We start from the raw sequence: 14,628 nt of genomic DNA, 5'->3' as shown, positions 1-14,628 counted from the left end.
GCCTCGGCCTGCGCGGCGTCGGCGCGCTCCTGCTGACGCCGGGCGACCCGGCCGGACACGGCGGTCGCGGTGCCGGCGACGACGGCCGTCCGGCCCACCGTGCGGATCAGGCCCGGCCGTGAGGCACGGGCGAGAGGACGTCCGATCATGGTTCCTCCTCGGTTCGCCCCGGCGCTGGGCCCGGCGCGGCCTACGCGGCCGCGTTCAGGACCTCGGCGACGACGGGCGCGGGCACGCGCTCACGGGCCACCAACTGCCCGCCCGCGCGCCGGATGGCGCTGGTGATCCCGGCCGCCCAGGTGTTCTCCCACACCAGCAGGGCGGCGGAGCAGTCCGGGTCGAGCGAGTCCGCGATGATGGCCAGGTCCTCCTGGCTGAGCAGACCGTCGATCTCGCCGTCGAGGTCGTCGAAGATCGACGCCTCGTCCGGCTCCAGGGCGGAGAGTTCCAGGTACTGGACCGCGCCGGCGGCGTCCTTCTTGATGAAGGTCAGGTCGATGACCCGGACGATGCCCTCGGCCACCAGCTTCCTCAGCTCCGGCATGATCTCCCCGCTGAACCGGTTGCCCGGGAAGGCGATGACCACGTACTCGACCGATCCGACGTCCATCGCTACCTCCACACGGCTCACCCGAGGCACATCCAAGGTACCGCCGGTCCTTGCGCACCGCCCGCGCGGCTACGCTGTGGAGTCACACCGTTTCCCTGCGTAGCAAGAGCCTGCAAGAACCTTGAGGAGTACCTGTGCAGATCGCCTGTGTCGGCGGCGGCCCGGCGGGGCTTTACTTTTCGATCCTGACGAAGCTTCGGCGGCCCGAGGACGAGGTCACCGTCCACGAGCGGCTGCCGGCGGACGCCGACGTGGGGTGGGGGGTGACTTTCTGGGCCGACTTCCTGGAGGACCTGCGGGCGTGCGACCCGCAGTCGGCGCGCGCCATCGCCGACCGGTCGGTCCGCTGGAGCGGCGGCGTCTGCCACGTCAACGGGCAGACCGTCAGACGCGACGGCGACGACGGCTACAGCATCGCCCGTCGTACCCTGCTGGACGTCCTCGGCGCGCGGGCCCGGGCGCTCGGCGTGCGCATGGTCCACGACCAGGAGATCAGCCGCTCCGCCCAGCTTCCCGGCGCCGACCTGATCGTCGTCGCGGAGGGTGCGGGCAGCCGGCTCCGCCAGAGCCAGCAGCCCAGGTTCGGGACGCGGATCACCGAGGGGCGCAACCGCTACCTGTGGCTGGGCACGGACCGCGTCTTCGAGAGCTTCACCTTCGCCTTCGCCCGGACCGGATCGGGCGGGTGGCTGTGGTGCTACGCGTATCCGTTCAGCGACGGCCTCAGCACCTTCATCGTGGAGTGCTCGGAAGGGGCCTTTCGATCGCTGAAGCTCGACACGCTCGACCGGGAGGGCACGCTGCGGCTCCTGGAGCGCTGCTTCGCCGAACCGCTGCGCGGACACGCGCTCCAGTGCCGCACCGACGAGGACGCCGGCGCCGGGCTCTGGAAGACCTTTCGCACCATCACCAACACCTCCTGGCACGCCCGGAACATGGTGCTGCTCGGCGACGCCGCGCACACCACCCACTACTCGATCGGCGCGGGCACCAGGCTCGCCCTCCAGGACGCGGCCGCCCTGGCGGAGGCCGTCGACGGCGGCGCGGACCTTCCCGGCGCGCTCCGCGCCTACGAGCTGCGGCGCAAGCAGGAGCTGCGGCGCGCCCAGGCCGCGGCCCACTACAGCGCCCGGTGGTTCGAGGACTTCGCCCGGTACGCACGGCTGTCGCCGGAGCGCCTCTTCGCCGTCCTCGGCCAGCGGCACTCGCCGCTGCTGCCGCACCTGCCCCCGGCGCTCGGCTACCACGTCCACCACGGCATGGAGGCCCTCCCGGCGCTGCGCACGCTGCGGCGCTGGGCGGGACACCGGTTGGCGACGACGCTCCACTCCGGGCCGGGCTCGGCGGTGGGCGGCGTACCGGCGCAGCACGGCGCGCACGCGTCGCGCGAGCCGGCGTTCACGGGCGAGGGCGGCGGCCCCAAGCGGTGACCATGCCCGGGGAGAGGTCGGCCAGCGCGGGGGAGGAGAGGTAGTCCAGCGCCTGGTCGAGCTCGCCCGGATCCAGCGCCGTGTCCAGGGCCTCGCGGATGCTGCGCCAGGTGCTCGCCCAGAAGGCCGTGATCGGCGCGTCGACGGTCAGCGGCGGCACGACGACCTCCGCGCCGACGTCGCGCAGTCCGAGGTCGCGCAGCAGCTGCGGATACCGGGTCACCCACGTGATGTCGGTGCCGATCCGGTCGCGCAGCACCTGCCACATGGCCGCCATGGTCCGTCGGTAGGCGGCCTGCGGTGAGTCCGCCGTGGTCAGGTCGACGGCGTCGCTGACGACGAGCCAGCCCCCTGGCGCGACCCAGTCGGCCAGCCGGGCCAGCACGTCCGCGTGGGCGCGCAGGTGCATCAGCACGAAGCGGCAGTGGACCAGGTCGAACCGGCCCGGCGCGAGCGCCGGGTCGGTGAGGTCGGCGGTCATCGTGCGCAGCCGCCCGTCCGGGCGCGCGCCCACGAAGCGCGGGTCGCGGTCCAGCGCCAGGACCTCGTCGACGCCGGCCTCCTCGGCCAGCCAGCGGCTGACCGTCCCGGTGCCGGCGCCGACGTCCAGGCAGCGCCAGCCCGGGCCCACGCCGAGGGCGGTCAGCCGGGCCCGGCTCGCCGCGTCGTAGGCGAGCGCGCCGTAGTCGATGCGTTCGTCCTCCCCCGTCTCGTCGGGCGAGAAGAGGTCGGCTCCGTAGCTCCCGCCCTCCGGGGCCTGGTCCGTCGGTGACTCGTCCATGGCGCTCCCGTCCTTCCCCCGTCCTTCCTCCGTCCGCCGAGGCGTGCCCGGGACGGACCCGCGAGCAGACCGGACGACGGCGATGTCCCACCGTTCGGCGGCGCGCTCCCACCCGGGCGGACGTCGCCCTACGCCCCTTGTTGCGACGGCCCCGGCACAGGAGGAGCGTCGTAAGCAGAAGGGGCACAGAAGAGCGAAGAGGCGGCAACGAGATGAGTACGACGCAGAGCAGACCGATGTTCGATGTCGAGATGTTGCGCCGCGGCATCGAGGACCGCGACGCCTCGGCCCTGCGGGGCCTGTACGCGACGGACGCGCGGATGACGATCGTGGACCACCGCGACCAGCCGAGCCACCCGATGGAGATCACCGGCACCGCCGCCATCGGGGAGTTCCTCGACGACGTGTGCAGCCGGGAGATGGAGCACCGCCTGGGGCAGGTCGTCGTCTCCGCCGACGGCAGCCACGCGGCCTACCTGGAGGAGTGCCGGTATCCGGACGGCACCAGGGTGCTGTCCACCTCGATGCTGGACCTGCGCGACGGGCTGGTCACCACCCAGTCGGTGCTGCAGGCATGGGACGAGGAGACCGAGGCGAAGCCGATGACGGCGGGCGCCGCGGCGGCGATGGCGGAGCGCTTGAACTTCGAGGTCCCGGACGAGGTCCGGACCTTCCCGTACGGCCGGGTGGACATCATCAACGTGGGCGACGGGGTAGTCGGCCGCATGGTCCTGGAGCCGGGCTGGCGCTGGTCCCTGCACGTCAAGCCGCTGGCCGGCACGGAGTGGTGCGAGGCGCCGCACTTCCAGTACCACGTGTCCGGGACGATCCGCATCCGCATGGCCGACGGGACGGAGTTCGACGCGAAGCCCGGCGACATCACCGTGCTGCCCTCCGGCCACGACGCCTGGGTGATCGGTGACGAACCGGTCGTGGCCATCGACTGGCAGGGGGCGCTGCACTACGCGGAGCCGTCTTGAGGATCTGAATACTCGGAATCCTGAGGCGCGCCCCGGCCGACCACGGCCGGGGCGCGCCCCGCTTCTACGGGTGCGTCGTTCAGCTGGCGGCGCCGGTCACGCCCTCCGCGACGAACCGCCGGTGCAGCGGACGGAAGCCGGTCTCGGGCTGCCCTTCGATGCCCGCCTCCTTGACCGCGGCGGCAAGCCGGTCGGCGTAGAACCGCTCGAAGTCCGCCTGTGAGCGCCATACGTCGGTCACGTGCAGGGCGCCGTCCTCGAACGAGGCGACGTGCAGGAACGCGCCGTCGGGTGTGTCCTCCTCCCAGCGGACCGTGTCGCGTACGGCGTCGTACTGCTCGGGGGTGACGCCGGTCCAGCGCATCGTCATCACCACAGCCATGACGGCGAGCCTCCTTCCGTGTCGGGATGTCCCTCGGGACCCAGGGCCTGTCTTGTGGATCAGGCCCTAAGACCAGCAGACACCAACCTGCTCCTTGGCATTCACCGGTACTTGACAGTGACTAGTACCTGAGACAGTCTGGATGCTGTGACCTCCAGCCATGACCCCCAACTGCTCAAGGGCGTCCTGTCGCTCCTGCTGCTGCACCTGCTCGCCGAACAGGAGTCCTACGGGTACGAGGTGGCCCAGCGCCTCCAGGCCGCCGGCTTCGCCGACGTCCTGGAGGGCACGGTGTATCCCGCCCTGGCCCGGCTCGAACGCGAGGGGCGGCTGGCCACCCGGCTGGTCGCCTCCTCCAGCGGGCCGGCGCGCAAGTACTACCGGCTCACCGAGGCCGGCCACGAGGCCCTGGCGGCCGGTGCGGCCGGCTGGTCGCGGCACGTCGCCGGCGTCGACGCGGTCCTGTCCCGCCCTCTGCCCATCACGCCCCAGCGGAAAGGTTCCTGACATGCAGCACACCGTCACCTGGCTCGACCGGCTGCGGATCGAGCGGGTCGTCTGGTCGCTCGACCAGCGCCTGTACGACCTGCCCTCCCGGACCAGGGTCGCGCGCCGTCGCGAGGTCCGCGTCAACCTGCTGGCGGCCGCCGCCGAGGTCGGTGCCGCGGAGGCGGTGCAACGGCTCGGCGACGCCCGGGCGCTCGCCGAGGAGTACCTGGCCGCGGAACTCGGCGACGGGCCTCGGCACTCGTGGACCGCCGCCCTGGTCTTCCTGTTCGGCACGCCGTTGCTGCTCAACTTCTTCCTGTCCGAGGCGACGAACGCCTACCAGCAGGCGCTCACCGCGCCTGGCGGGCACGCGGACGGCGCCTACAGCTGGAACGGCGTCACCTGGCTGCAGAACCCGCTCGACTTCGTCGTCCACCAGGGCCAGGTCACGCACACCGGCGGGGCGTGGTCCCCGCTTGTCTACGTGCTGCTCCTGGTCGGCGCGGTCGCCTGCGGCCGCCTCTGGCGCGCGCTGCCGCGTCGCCGCTCCCCGCGTCCGACGGCCTCCGCCGACGGCCTGGGCGGCTGACGTGGGCTGATCGCCGTCGTCGGGAGGGTCACCGTCGGACGCGGGCGAGGACGCCGAGCAGGATCGCGACCGCGAGGACGGCGAGACCGGCGTCGATGACGGGGTTGACCCAGGAGGGGACGAGCTCCGTGCCGACGCCGTCCGCGGTGACGCACCGCGCGCTGACCGGGAGCGTCTGCCGGGTCACGATGCGGTCGGCCGCCACGCCGTGCAACGCGCAGAACTCGTCCGGCTGTTGCCACACGCCCCCGGAGAACACGCCCACGCCGTAGGCGCCGTACGCGGCGGCGGCCGCCGCCACCGCGGCCATCCCGCACGTCACGACGTCCGGCAGGCGCCGACGCCGCGCACCGTTGGCCCGCATCCGGCGGCGGACCCACCGTACGAGGAGCACGGCGGTCGCGGTCAGGATGACGACAGGGGCCACCAGCGGCGCGAGCGCCAGGGCCACGAACGTGAACTCAGCCATGTCAGCCTGGACACGACCATGATCGGGAACGGTTCCCGCCGCCGCACGGCCGCCGAAAACCCTTCGACGACCGTGCGGACTGCTGGCACAGTGGCGCGTCATGACGGGCTTCGAGCTTTTGACCGACGCGGATGTCCGGCTCATGCAGGGGCTGGCGCAGCGCGTGACCGCCCTGCGACCGGAGCTGATCAGTGCGGGGGCCTCGTACGGCGAGCTGGCCTGGGTCTGGGGGCAGGGCAAGGCCGCCTACGGCTCGACCTTCCCGCGTCGGCTGTGGTTCTCCGGTGACGAACTGGTGGCATGGGGCTGGGCTTTCCTGCCGCGCCGGGTACGGCGCAACGACGGCTCGGTCGCCGAGGTCACCGGCGCCTCGCTGAGCTACCAGATCCATCCCGATCATCCCGACCTGATCGACGAGGTGATCGAGTGGTACGACGCGGTCGCGGCCGGCCTCGAGCGCACGGCGTGTCCGACCAGCGCCGAGGAGTTCGCCCTGAAGCGCTGGGCGGAGCACGGCTACGAGGCGGACGCGGAGGAGCTCGCGGACACCGGCTCCTGGACCCAGCTCAACCAGCGCGACCTCGCCGAGGTGGCGCAGCCGGCGCTGCCGGCCGGGTTCCGGTTCCGCACCGCCGACGAGGCCGGGCCGCAGGCCGCGGTCCGGGCCCATGTGGACGCCTGGGTGCGCTCGGCGTACACGGCCCAGGCCTACGAGGACGTCCGGCGGACGGCAGGCTACCGAGGCGACCTGCACGTCCTGGTGGAGGCGCCGGACGGCACCATGGCGTCCTCGACCATCATGTGGTTCGACGAGGCCAACAGGACCGTCGAGTTCGAGCCGGTCGGCACCCATCCGGACTACCGGCGGCTCGGGTTGGCCGGCGCGATGATGCTGCACGGGATGCACCTGGCGCGCGCGGCCGGCGCCACCCACGCGACGGTCGTCTGCCTGGGCGCGCCGGGGCACCCTGCCGCGCGCGGGCTCTACTACGGTCTCGGCTTCCGTGAGCTCTCCCGCGACGCGCCGCTGATCAAGGCCGCCACCGCGAAGTGACGACCGGTCAGTCCGCGTCGCGGCCGCTGCGGCGGTGCTCGTCCATCGCCCGCCAGACGTGGTCGCGCAGGAACGGCGCCTCGGTGAAGCGGATGCCGGTGGCGTCGCGCAGGGCGTTGGCGAAGGCGGGCGGGACGGGGTTGAACGGGCTCTCGCTCATGGACTTGGCGCCGAGCGGGCCGATCGCGTCGGAGGTCTGCGAGAAGTGGACCTCCGTACGCGGCACGTCCGCGTAGGCCGGGAGCCGGTAGCGGCGGAAGGCGGCGGTGGTGACCTCGCCGCGTTCGTCCACCAGCACCCGTTCGAAGAGCGTCGCGCCGAGTGCCTGGGCGACGCCGCCTTCGACCTGGCCGCGGCACTGGAGCGGGTTCATCACCTTGCCCGCGTCGGCGCCGTGCACGCTGCGCAGGATCTTGATCTCCCCGGTGTCCGGGTCGACGGCGACGCGGAACCACTGCGAGTTGAAGGCCACGGACCGGGGGGAGCCGCCCCAGTGGCCGTCGGCGCTGAGCTCGACGCCCCTGCCGCGCGCCGCCTCGAAGACCTCCTTGAGCGTCACGGTCCGCCCGTCGCACTCCACCGCGTCGGCCCCCAGCCGCAGCAGGCTGCGCGGGGTGCGCGCGTACTCGGCGGTGAACGACAGGATCTGTTCGGCCAGGGCGTTGGCCGCCTTCATCACGGCCTTGCCGGCCACGACCGTGCCCGCGGAGCCGAAGGCCCCGGTGTCGTGCCGGACCACGTCGGTGTCGGACTGGCGGATCGCGATGCGGTCCACGGTGGTGCCGAGCGCGCCCGCGGTGATCTGCTTGTGCACGGTGGTGGTGCCGTTGCCGAACTCGGCGGTGCCGACGGCGATGTCGTAGGTGCCGTCCTCCAGCAGCTGCACGGTGGCGTCGGCGAAGTGCCCGCCGGGCGGGCCGGTGGCGATGGCGGACATCGCGAAGCCCTGTCCCACCAGCCAGCCCGGCGGGGCCAGTTCGGCGCTGCGGTCGTCGGCGAGGGCGTCGCGCACCACCTGGAGGCACTGGTCCAGGCCGTAGGAGGCGATGTGCAGGTCCTCCTCCTCACCGCAGGGTCCCTCCATGTGCTCGCCGGGGCCGATCACGTTCCTCTCGCGCAGCACGAGCGGATCGATGCCCAACCGCCGAGCCAGCTCGTCCATCGCCGACTCCAGCGCGAAGGTGACCTGGCCCAGGCCGTAGCCGCGGAACGCCCCGGCGGGCACGGCGTTGGTGTAGACCGAGTACGCGTTGACCTTCTTGTTCGGCGCCCGGTAGACGCCCATCGACTCGCCGACGCTGTGGAACATCACGGCAGGCCCGTGGTTGCCGTACGCGCCGGTGTTGGCGACCACCCGGAACTGGAGGGCCGTCAGGACCCCGTCGCTCCTCGCGCCGACCTTCACCGTGACCTTGAACGGATGCCGGGTGGTGGCGCCGTAGAACTGCTCGGGGCGGGTGAACTCCAGCTTGACCGGCCGGTGCAGCCTCAGCGCGGCCAGGACCGCGATGTCCTCGGTGAGCATCTCCTGCTTGCCGCCGAAGCCGCCGCCCACCCGGCCGGCCACCACCCGGACCTTCTCCCTCGGCAGGTCGTACAGGTCGCACAGGGCGCGGCGGGTCAGGAACGGCACCTGGGTGCTGGAGCGGACCACGATCCGCTCCTCGCACGTCTCCTCGTTCTCCTCGAAGTACACCACGCAGCCGTGCGTCTCCAGGCTGGCGTGCTGGACCCGCTGGGTCTGGAACGTCTCCTCGTAGACGACGTCGGCCTCGGCGAAGCCCCGCTCGACGTCGCCCGTCTCGCCGTGCACCTCGCCGCAGACGTTGTCCTCGGCCCGGAAGATGCGCGACTCGGGCCCCTTGGGATGGATCACGGGCGCGCCGGGCAGCATGGCGAGCTCCGGGTCGATGACGTAGGGGAGTTCCTCGTACTCCACGACGACCTGCCGGCAGCCCTCCTCGGCGGCGCCCTCGCTGTCGGCGACCACGGCGGCCACGCGCTGTCCGACGAAGCGGACCACGTCGTCCAGCACACGGGTGTCGTCCGGGTCCTCGGTGGGGTGCTCGTGCCGGGCGGAGGAGTAGAGCTTGTCCGGTGCGTCGTGATGGGTGAACACCGCGTGGACGCCGGGAACGCGCAGCGCGGCGGAGGTGTCGATGGAGACGATCCGGGCGTGGGGGTGCGGGGAGCGCAGCAGTTTCATGTGCAGCAGTCCCTCGACCTCCATGTCGAAGGTGTAGCGCGCGGTGCCGGTCACCACCTGCGGGCCGGCGGGCGCGCCGAGGCTGCGGCCCACCGCCTGGCCCGCGTCGGGCCGTTCGGTGTGCTTGACGCCGCGGACGGCGTCCTCGATGGCGCGGTAGCCCGTGCAGCGGCACAGGTTGCCCTTGAGCGCCCGGGGCAGGTCGGCCCGCTTCTCCTCGTCGAAGTCGCGGGCGGAGGTGGTCATCAGGAAGCCGGCGGTGCAGAACCCGCACTGGAAGCCCTGCGCGTCGAGGAACCGCTGCTGCATCGGGTGCAGTTCGCCGTCCTTCGCGAGGCCCTCGACGGTGGTCACCGACCGGCCCTCGGCGCGCAGCGCGGGGTAGAGGCAGCTGTGCACGGGTTCGCCGTCGACCTGGACGGTGCAGGCGCCGCAGTCGCCGCCGTCGCAGCCCTTCTTGACGCCGAACCAGCCGCGCTCGCGCAGGTAGGTGCGCAGACACTGGCCCGCTCTCGGTTCGGCGTCGAAGTCCTCCTCGTTGACACGGATGGAGAAGCTCATCGGCCGTCCTCCTCGTCGAGCAGTTCGCGCCGGATCTCCTCGGCGAAACGGAAGGTCATGTGGCGCCGCCACTCGGGCAGGCCGTGGATGTCGTCGTAGTACTCGTCGGGCCGGATGCCGAACTCGATCGCCTCACGGACCGCGTCGGCGTTCGGCGGCAGCGGGAAGCGGAACCGGATCGGGCGGACGGTGGAGGCGGTGACCGTCAGCGCCAGTTCGCCGTCGACCCGATCGCGGGTCCCGATCAGCAGCGCGCCGGAGCGGCCGAGCCCGTACAGCGACGCCTGCCGGAACGCGGTGCGGCGGGCGAGCGCGCGGGCCGGGACGGTGATCGCGCGCAGCAGCTCACCCGGCTCCAGCACCTTGACGCCGGCCCCGACGACGAACTCCGCGACCGGGACCTCGCGGGTCGAGCCGGACTGCGACTGCAACCGGCAGACGCCGTCGAGGGCGGCGGTGAGCGAGATCATCGGCCCGGCGGGCAGGCCGTTGCACAGGTTCCCGCCGACCGTGGCCATGTTCCAGATCTTCCAGGAGGCCAGGAAGGCCCGGCAGCACTGCTCGAACAGCCCGGCCGCCGCCCAGCGCCCGTCCAGGGCCTGTGCCTGTGCCGATGCCTGGGCCTGGGCCTGGGCCTGGGCCTGGGCCTGTGCTTGGGCCTGTGCTTGGGCCTGTGCTTGGGCGAAGCGGGACAGCTGGGCGATCGTGCAGGTCGCGGCGATCTCCAGGTCGCCGGCCGGGGTGAGCCGCAGCGGCTCCCACCCCATGCGGCTGAGGTCGACCAGCCGCCGGATGTGCGGCTGCGGCTCCGAGAACAGGTACGTGCCCCCGCCCAGCCAGGCGTCGCCCGGCCGCCATGTGTCGCGACGCCGCGCGTCGCGCGTCTCCACCACCGTGTTCAGATCCACGGGCCCTCACCGTCCTCGCCTGCTCGACACCGCGATTGAAGCAACGGTGAACCAGGCGGAACGAGTGGGTGCGCGTACCAAGCGGCGGCGTCCCGGCTGGGTGATCAACCAGCGCATGTACATGGCGGAGCAGGTGCGGCGGGCAGGAGATCGGGAGGGTGTCTGAGGTCTGCCGCCGCCGGGTGATCCGGCCGTCCCGCTCGCGTCCCTGCGCTCAGGCGCGGGCCTCCCAGGCGGCCGGGTCGGCGTGGATGCCGTGGACCACCGACGTCGCCGCGCCGACGGCCGCCGCCGTCCCGCCGAGGCCCGAGCGGCGGACCGCGACCGGTGCCCAACCCGCTGACACCACGTGCTCGGTCAGGGCGGCCCGGACGGACTCCTCGAGGTCCGGACGGCCCGCGTACGCGCCGCCGAGGACGACGGTGTCCAGGTCGTAGAGGTTCACGGCGGCCGCGATGGCGCGGCCCAGACCGGCCCCGGCCCGAACCGCCGCGTCCGGCGTCGGCGCGCGGAGGGCGTCGAGCCCCGCGACGGTCTCCAGGCAGCCGCGCGCGCCGCAGCGGCACGCGTCCCCGCCCGGCTCGACGGTGACGTGCCCGATCTCCCCCGCCCAGCCGCGCGAGCCGGTGAACAGCCGCCTGTCGAAGACGACGCCGGCGCCCACGCCGATCTCGCCGGAGACGTAGAGGAAGTCCCGCAGTCCGCGGTCGGCGGCGAGCTCCGCGAGGGCGGCGTAGTCGGCCTCGTTGCCGACGGCGGGCGCAAGGGGCGTCACGGGCAGCCGTGGCGTCAGATCCGCGACGACGTCGACGTCCTGCCAGTCCAGGTTGGGTGCGCGCAGCACGCGTCCGCTGGTCGACCGCACCAGGCCGGGCACGGCGACCGCGGCTCCCGCGACGTGCAGGCCGGTGGCCGCGAGGTCCGCAGCGGCCCGGTTGGCGAGTTCCGCGAGGTCGGCCAGGACCGGGCCCGGCCCGCGTCCCCGTTGGTCGCCCTCGATGCTCACCTGGTGGCGCACGGCACCGGTCAGGTCCACCACGCAGGCCGCCAGGTGGTCGACGTTGACCTCCAGGCCCAGGCCCGCCCAGCCGGTGGACGCCGGGACCAGGCCGGTGGCCGGACGTCCGGCGCTGCTGGCGGGCGGCGGCGCGACCTCCGCCACCAGGCCGGCCGCCAGCAGCGCGTCCGCGAGCGCGCCCGCGGTCGCCCGGGTCATGCCGGTCGCGGCGGCGAGCGCGGCCCGGCTGACGGGGGTCGGCGCGTCGAGGACCAGGCGGTAGGCCAGCGCCAGGTTCGACGCCCGGATGGACTGCTGGCGGGCCGGGACACGTACGGATGCCGAGGTCATGCCTTGACAATGCCATATCGGCTTCATAAGTTCATTGGCAATACAAATACCTTCGCGTCCTGACCCGAGGAGTCCGCCATGGCCGCTTCCGTCCCCTCGCCCACCCCGGCGGACAGGTTCACCTTCGGTCTGTGGACCGTGGGCTGGCAGGCCCGCGATCCGTTCGGCGACGCGACCCGGCCCGCGCTGGACCCGGTCGAGGCCGTGCACGGGCTGGCCGAGCGCGGGGCGTACGGGGTCACCTTCCACGACGACGACCTCGTCCCGTTCGGCTCCGACGAGGCCGCTCGCGAGCAGCACATCGCCCGGTTCCGCAAGGCGCTGGAGGAGACGGGGCTGGCGGTGCCCATGGTGACCACGAACCTGTTCACCCACCCGGTCTTCAAGGACGGCGCGTTCACCGCCAACGACCGCGAGGTCCGGCGCTTCGCGCTGCGCAAGGTCATGCGCAACCTGGACCTGGCCGCCGAACTCGGCGCGCACACCTACGTGTTCTGGGGCGGACGCGAGGGCGCGGAGTCCGACGCCGCCAAGGACGTGCGCGCCGCGCTGGACCGCTACCGCGAGGGCCTGGACCTGCTGGCCTCGTACGTGCAGGACCGCGGCTACGGCATCCGCTTCGCGATCGAGCCCAAGCCCAACGAGCCGCGCGGCGACATCCTGCTGCCGACGATCGGTCACGCCCTGGCTTTCATCGGCACCCTGGAGCACGCCGACATGGTCGGCCTCAACCCCGAGGTCGGGCACGAGCAGATGGCCGGACTCAACTTCGTCCACGGCATCGCCCAGGCCCTGTGGCACGGCAAGCTGTTCCACATCGACCTCAACGGCCAGCGCGGCGCCAAGTTCGACCAGGACCTCGTCTTCGGCCACGGAGACCTGCTCAACGCGTTCTTCCTGGTGGACCTGCTGGAGCACGGCCCCGGCGGCGTCCCGGCCTACGACGGGCCGCGCCACTTCGACTACAAGCCCGCCCGCACCGAGGACCTCACCGGCGTGTGGGAGTCGGCCTCGGCGAACATGCGCACCTACCTGCTGCTCAAGGAGCGCGCCGCCGCCTTCCGGGCGGACCCCGAGGTCGCCGAGGCGTTCGCGGCCGCGCGGGTCGGCGAGCTGACCCGGCCCACGCTGGCCCCGGGCGAGTCCTACGCCGACCTGCTGGCCGACCGTTCGTCGTTCGAGGAGTTCGACGTCGACGGGGCCGCCGCGCGGGGCGCGGGCTACGTGCGGCTCAACCAGCTCGCGGTCGAGCACCTGCTGGGCGCGCGGTGACGCTGGTCGCCGGCGTCGACTCCTCGACGCAGTCCTGCAAGATCGTGATCCGGGACGCGGCGGACGGAACCCTGGTGCGTCAGGGCTCCGCGCCGCACCCGCCCGGCACCGAGGTCGCCCCGGAAGCCTGGTGGACGGCCTTCGGGCGCGCCGCGGAGGCGGCCGGCGGCCTCGACGACGTCGCCGCGCTCGCGGTCGCCGGGCAGCAGCACGGCCTAGTGTGCCTGGACGCCGACGGCGGCGTGGTGCGGCCCGCGCTGCTGTGGAACGACACCCGCTCGGCCGCGGCGGCGGACGACCTGGTCCGCGAGCTCGGGCCGAAGGCCTGGGCCGAGGCGGTCGGCAGCGTGCCGGTGGCGTCCTTCACGGTGACCAAGCTGCGCTGGCTGGCGCAGCACGAACCGGAGCGCGCCGCCCGGGTCGCGGCCGTGTGCCTGCCGCACGACTGGCTGACCTGGCGTCTGCGCGGCTTCGGTGCGTCCGGGGGAGTGAAGTCGGGGGGAGGCGAGCCCGGGGGAGCGGAGTTGGAGGCCCTCACCACGGACCGGAGCGACGCCTCCGGCACCGGGTACTGGTCGCCGCGCGGCGGGGAGTACCGACCCGACCTGCTGGAGCTCGCGTTCGGGCGCACGCCGGTCCTCCCGCGCGTCCTGGGTCCCGCGCAGTCGCCGGGCCCGGCCGCCGCGCTGCGCGGCGACGTCCTGCTCGGCCCCGGCGCGGGCGACAACGCCGCAGCGGCCCTCGGCCTGGGCGCCCGCGCGGGCGACGTGGTGGTCTCCATCGGGACCTCCGGCACCGTCTTCGCGGTCTGCGCCGCGCCGACCGCCGATCCGCACGGCACGATCGCTGGCTTCGCCGACGCCGCCGGGGCCTACCTCCCGCTGGTCTGCACCCTGAACGCGGCCCGCGTGCTGGACGCGGCCGCGTCCACGCTGGGCGTCGACCTGGCGGAGGTGTCCCGCCTCGCGCTGTCCGCGCCGCTCGGCGCGGAAGGCCTGACCCTGATCCCCTACCTGGAGGGCGAGCGCACCCCCAACCTCCCGGACGCTGCGGGATCCGTGCACGGGCTGCGCCTGGCCAACGCGACCTCCGCGCACCTGGCCCGTGCGTTCGTCGAGGGCATGCTCTGCGGACTGGCCGACGGCCTGGACGCCCTGGCGGCGGCCGGGGTCCCGATCGAGCGGGTCCTGCTGGTCGGCGGCGGCGCCCGCTCCGAGGCGGTACGGCGGATCGCCCCGGCGATCCTCGGCCGCACGGTGTCGGCGCCCCCGCCCGGTGAGTACGTCGCCGACGGCGCGGCCCTCCAGGCCGCGTGGACGCTCGCGGGCCAACCCGAGCCACCCCGCTGGCGCGGGGGCGAGGCAGAGGTCCACGAGGCCGCGCCCGCGCTCTGGATCCGCGAGCGCTACCGCGAGGTGAGGGACGCCGCAGTGCGGTGAGCCCGCCTCCGCCCCCGCCTCCGGCGGAGCGGGAGCCGCACCGGTAAGGCCCGGCCTGCCCCCGCCCGGCGGCCCCGGCTCGGCCCCGACCCGGTCGGCCCGGCTCGGCT

General features: G+C 73.5%; 14 protein-coding genes. 7 read left to right on the top strand and 7 right to left on the bottom strand.

All coding sequences use genetic code 11. The annotated features are described in order from the left end of the window. Window positions 1–190: 190 nt before the first annotated feature. Window positions 191–610 carry a DUF6325 family protein gene (locus TR50_RS39310; protein WP_042434247.1) on the bottom strand — a complete coding sequence of 140 codons (420 nt, stop codon included), beginning with the start codon at window positions 608–610 and terminating at the stop codon, window positions 191–193. Between the two features lie 134 nt (window positions 611–744). On the opposite strand from TR50_RS39310, the gene TR50_RS39305 reads away from it, so the two are divergent. Continuing rightward, on the top strand, window positions 745–2,040 hold the full coding sequence (locus tag TR50_RS39305; protein ID WP_063775243.1) for an FAD-dependent monooxygenase: 1,296 nt from the start codon (window positions 745–747) through the stop codon (window positions 2,038–2,040). Here TR50_RS39305 and TR50_RS39300 read toward each other — a convergent pair. Beyond that, a complete protein-coding gene (locus TR50_RS39300; protein WP_042434244.1) occupies window positions 2,009–2,821 on the bottom strand; it encodes a class I SAM-dependent methyltransferase in 813 nt (270 codons plus the stop codon). The two genes, TR50_RS39305 and TR50_RS39300, sit on opposite strands and share 32 nt — an antisense overlap. Before the next feature lie 212 nt (window positions 2,822–3,033). On the opposite strand from TR50_RS39300, the gene TR50_RS50255 reads away from it, so the two are divergent. Next, on the top strand, window positions 3,034–3,801 hold the full coding sequence (locus TR50_RS50255; RefSeq protein WP_042434241.1) for a cupin domain-containing protein: 768 nt from the start codon (window positions 3,034–3,036) through the stop codon (window positions 3,799–3,801). 79 nt (window positions 3,802–3,880) lie between these two features. Here TR50_RS50255 and TR50_RS39290 read toward each other — a convergent pair whose 3' ends face one another. After that, on the bottom strand, window positions 3,881–4,183 hold the full coding sequence (locus tag TR50_RS39290) for a hypothetical protein (RefSeq protein ID WP_042434238.1): 303 nt from the start codon (window positions 4,181–4,183) through the stop codon (window positions 3,881–3,883). Window positions 4,184–4,330: 147 nt separating this feature from the next. On the opposite strand from TR50_RS39290, the gene TR50_RS39285 reads away from it, so the two are divergent. Then, window positions 4,331–4,690 (top strand): PadR family transcriptional regulator, encoded by a 360-nt coding sequence (locus TR50_RS39285; RefSeq protein WP_152648881.1) that lies wholly within the window; start codon window positions 4,331–4,333, stop codon window positions 4,688–4,690. 1 nt (window position 4,691) lies between these two features. Next, complete coding sequence (locus TR50_RS39280; protein ID WP_042434235.1) at window positions 4,692–5,261, top strand: hypothetical protein; 570 nt, start codon at window positions 4,692–4,694, stop codon at window positions 5,259–5,261. Between the two features lie 28 nt (window positions 5,262–5,289). Here the strand turns inward: TR50_RS39280 and TR50_RS39275 are convergent, their stop codons facing one another. Continuing rightward, window positions 5,290–5,730, bottom strand: coding sequence for a hypothetical protein (locus TR50_RS39275; protein ID WP_042434232.1), 441 nt, complete (start codon window positions 5,728–5,730; stop codon window positions 5,290–5,292). A 100-nt stretch (window positions 5,731–5,830) separates the two neighbouring features. Between TR50_RS39275 and TR50_RS39270 the strand changes: the two genes are divergently transcribed. After that, complete coding sequence (locus TR50_RS39270; RefSeq protein WP_042434229.1) at window positions 5,831–6,784, top strand: GNAT family N-acetyltransferase; 954 nt, start codon at window positions 5,831–5,833, stop codon at window positions 6,782–6,784. 7 nt (window positions 6,785–6,791) lie between these two features. On the opposite strand, the gene TR50_RS39265 is transcribed toward TR50_RS39270, so the two are convergent. From TR50_RS39265 to TR50_RS39255, 3 genes are all read right to left on the bottom strand, one after another. Continuing rightward, entirely contained in the window at window positions 6,792–9,551 is a 2,760-nt protein-coding gene (locus TR50_RS39265; RefSeq protein ID WP_042434227.1) for a molybdopterin-dependent oxidoreductase, read from the bottom strand. Continuing rightward, on the bottom strand, window positions 9,548–10,459 hold the full coding sequence (locus tag TR50_RS39260; RefSeq protein ID WP_042434225.1) for an FAD binding domain-containing protein: 912 nt from the start codon (window positions 10,457–10,459) through the stop codon (window positions 9,548–9,550). Before TR50_RS39260 ends, TR50_RS39265 begins: the two co-directional genes overlap by 4 nt. A gap of 214 nt (window positions 10,460–10,673) precedes the next feature. Next, window positions 10,674–11,807, bottom strand: coding sequence for an ROK family protein (locus tag TR50_RS39255; RefSeq protein WP_236654783.1), 1,134 nt, complete (start codon window positions 11,805–11,807; stop codon window positions 10,674–10,676). A 78-nt stretch (window positions 11,808–11,885) separates the two neighbouring features. Here TR50_RS39255 and xylA point away from each other — a divergent pair, with 78 nt between their 5' ends. Beyond that, the gene (gene xylA, locus TR50_RS39250) at window positions 11,886–13,079 is read left to right on the top strand and encodes a xylose isomerase (protein ID WP_042434220.1); all 1,194 of its coding nucleotides are present in this window, start codon (window positions 11,886–11,888) and stop codon (window positions 13,077–13,079) included. Then, window positions 13,076–14,518: a xylulokinase gene (locus TR50_RS39245; protein ID WP_042434217.1), complete on the top strand. Its 1,443-nt coding sequence runs from the start codon at window positions 13,076–13,078 to the stop codon at window positions 14,516–14,518. Before xylA ends, TR50_RS39245 begins: the two co-directional genes overlap by 4 nt. Window positions 14,519–14,628 lie beyond the last annotated feature (110 nt).

It is taken from the genome of Streptacidiphilus anmyonensis, assembly GCF_000787855.1.
Taxonomy (GTDB): Bacteria; Actinomycetota; Actinomycetes; order Streptomycetales; family Streptomycetaceae; genus Streptacidiphilus; species Streptacidiphilus anmyonensis.
Note: the sequence above shows the minus strand (reverse complement) of the source record. Positions and strands in the feature narration are given on the sequence as shown.

Coding starts and splice junctions, on each gene's coding strand:
- TR50_RS39310 (WP_042434247.1), bottom strand. CDS start 610: ATGGACGTCGGATCGGTCGAGTACGTGGTCATCGCCTTCCCGGGCAAC.
- xylA (WP_042434220.1), top strand. CDS start 11,886: ATGGCCGCTTCCGTCCCCTCGCCCACCCCGGCGGACAGGTTCACCTTC.
- TR50_RS39280 (WP_042434235.1), top strand. CDS start 4,692: ATGCAGCACACCGTCACCTGGCTCGACCGGCTGCGGATCGAGCGGGTC.
- TR50_RS39300 (WP_042434244.1), bottom strand. CDS start 2,821: ATGGACGAGTCACCGACGGACCAGGCCCCGGAGGGCGGGAGCTACGGA.
- TR50_RS39270 (WP_042434229.1), top strand. CDS start 5,831: ATGACGGGCTTCGAGCTTTTGACCGACGCGGATGTCCGGCTCATGCAG.
- TR50_RS50255 (WP_042434241.1), top strand. CDS start 3,034: ATGAGTACGACGCAGAGCAGACCGATGTTCGATGTCGAGATGTTGCGC.
- TR50_RS39290 (WP_042434238.1), bottom strand. CDS start 4,183: ATGGCTGTGGTGATGACGATGCGCTGGACCGGCGTCACCCCCGAGCAG.
- TR50_RS39255 (WP_236654783.1), bottom strand. CDS start 11,807: ATGACCTCGGCATCCGTACGTGTCCCGGCCCGCCAGCAGTCCATCCGG.
- TR50_RS39275 (WP_042434232.1), bottom strand. CDS start 5,730: ATGGCTGAGTTCACGTTCGTGGCCCTGGCGCTCGCGCCGCTGGTGGCC.
- TR50_RS39265 (WP_042434227.1), bottom strand. CDS start 9,551: ATGAGCTTCTCCATCCGTGTCAACGAGGAGGACTTCGACGCCGAACCG.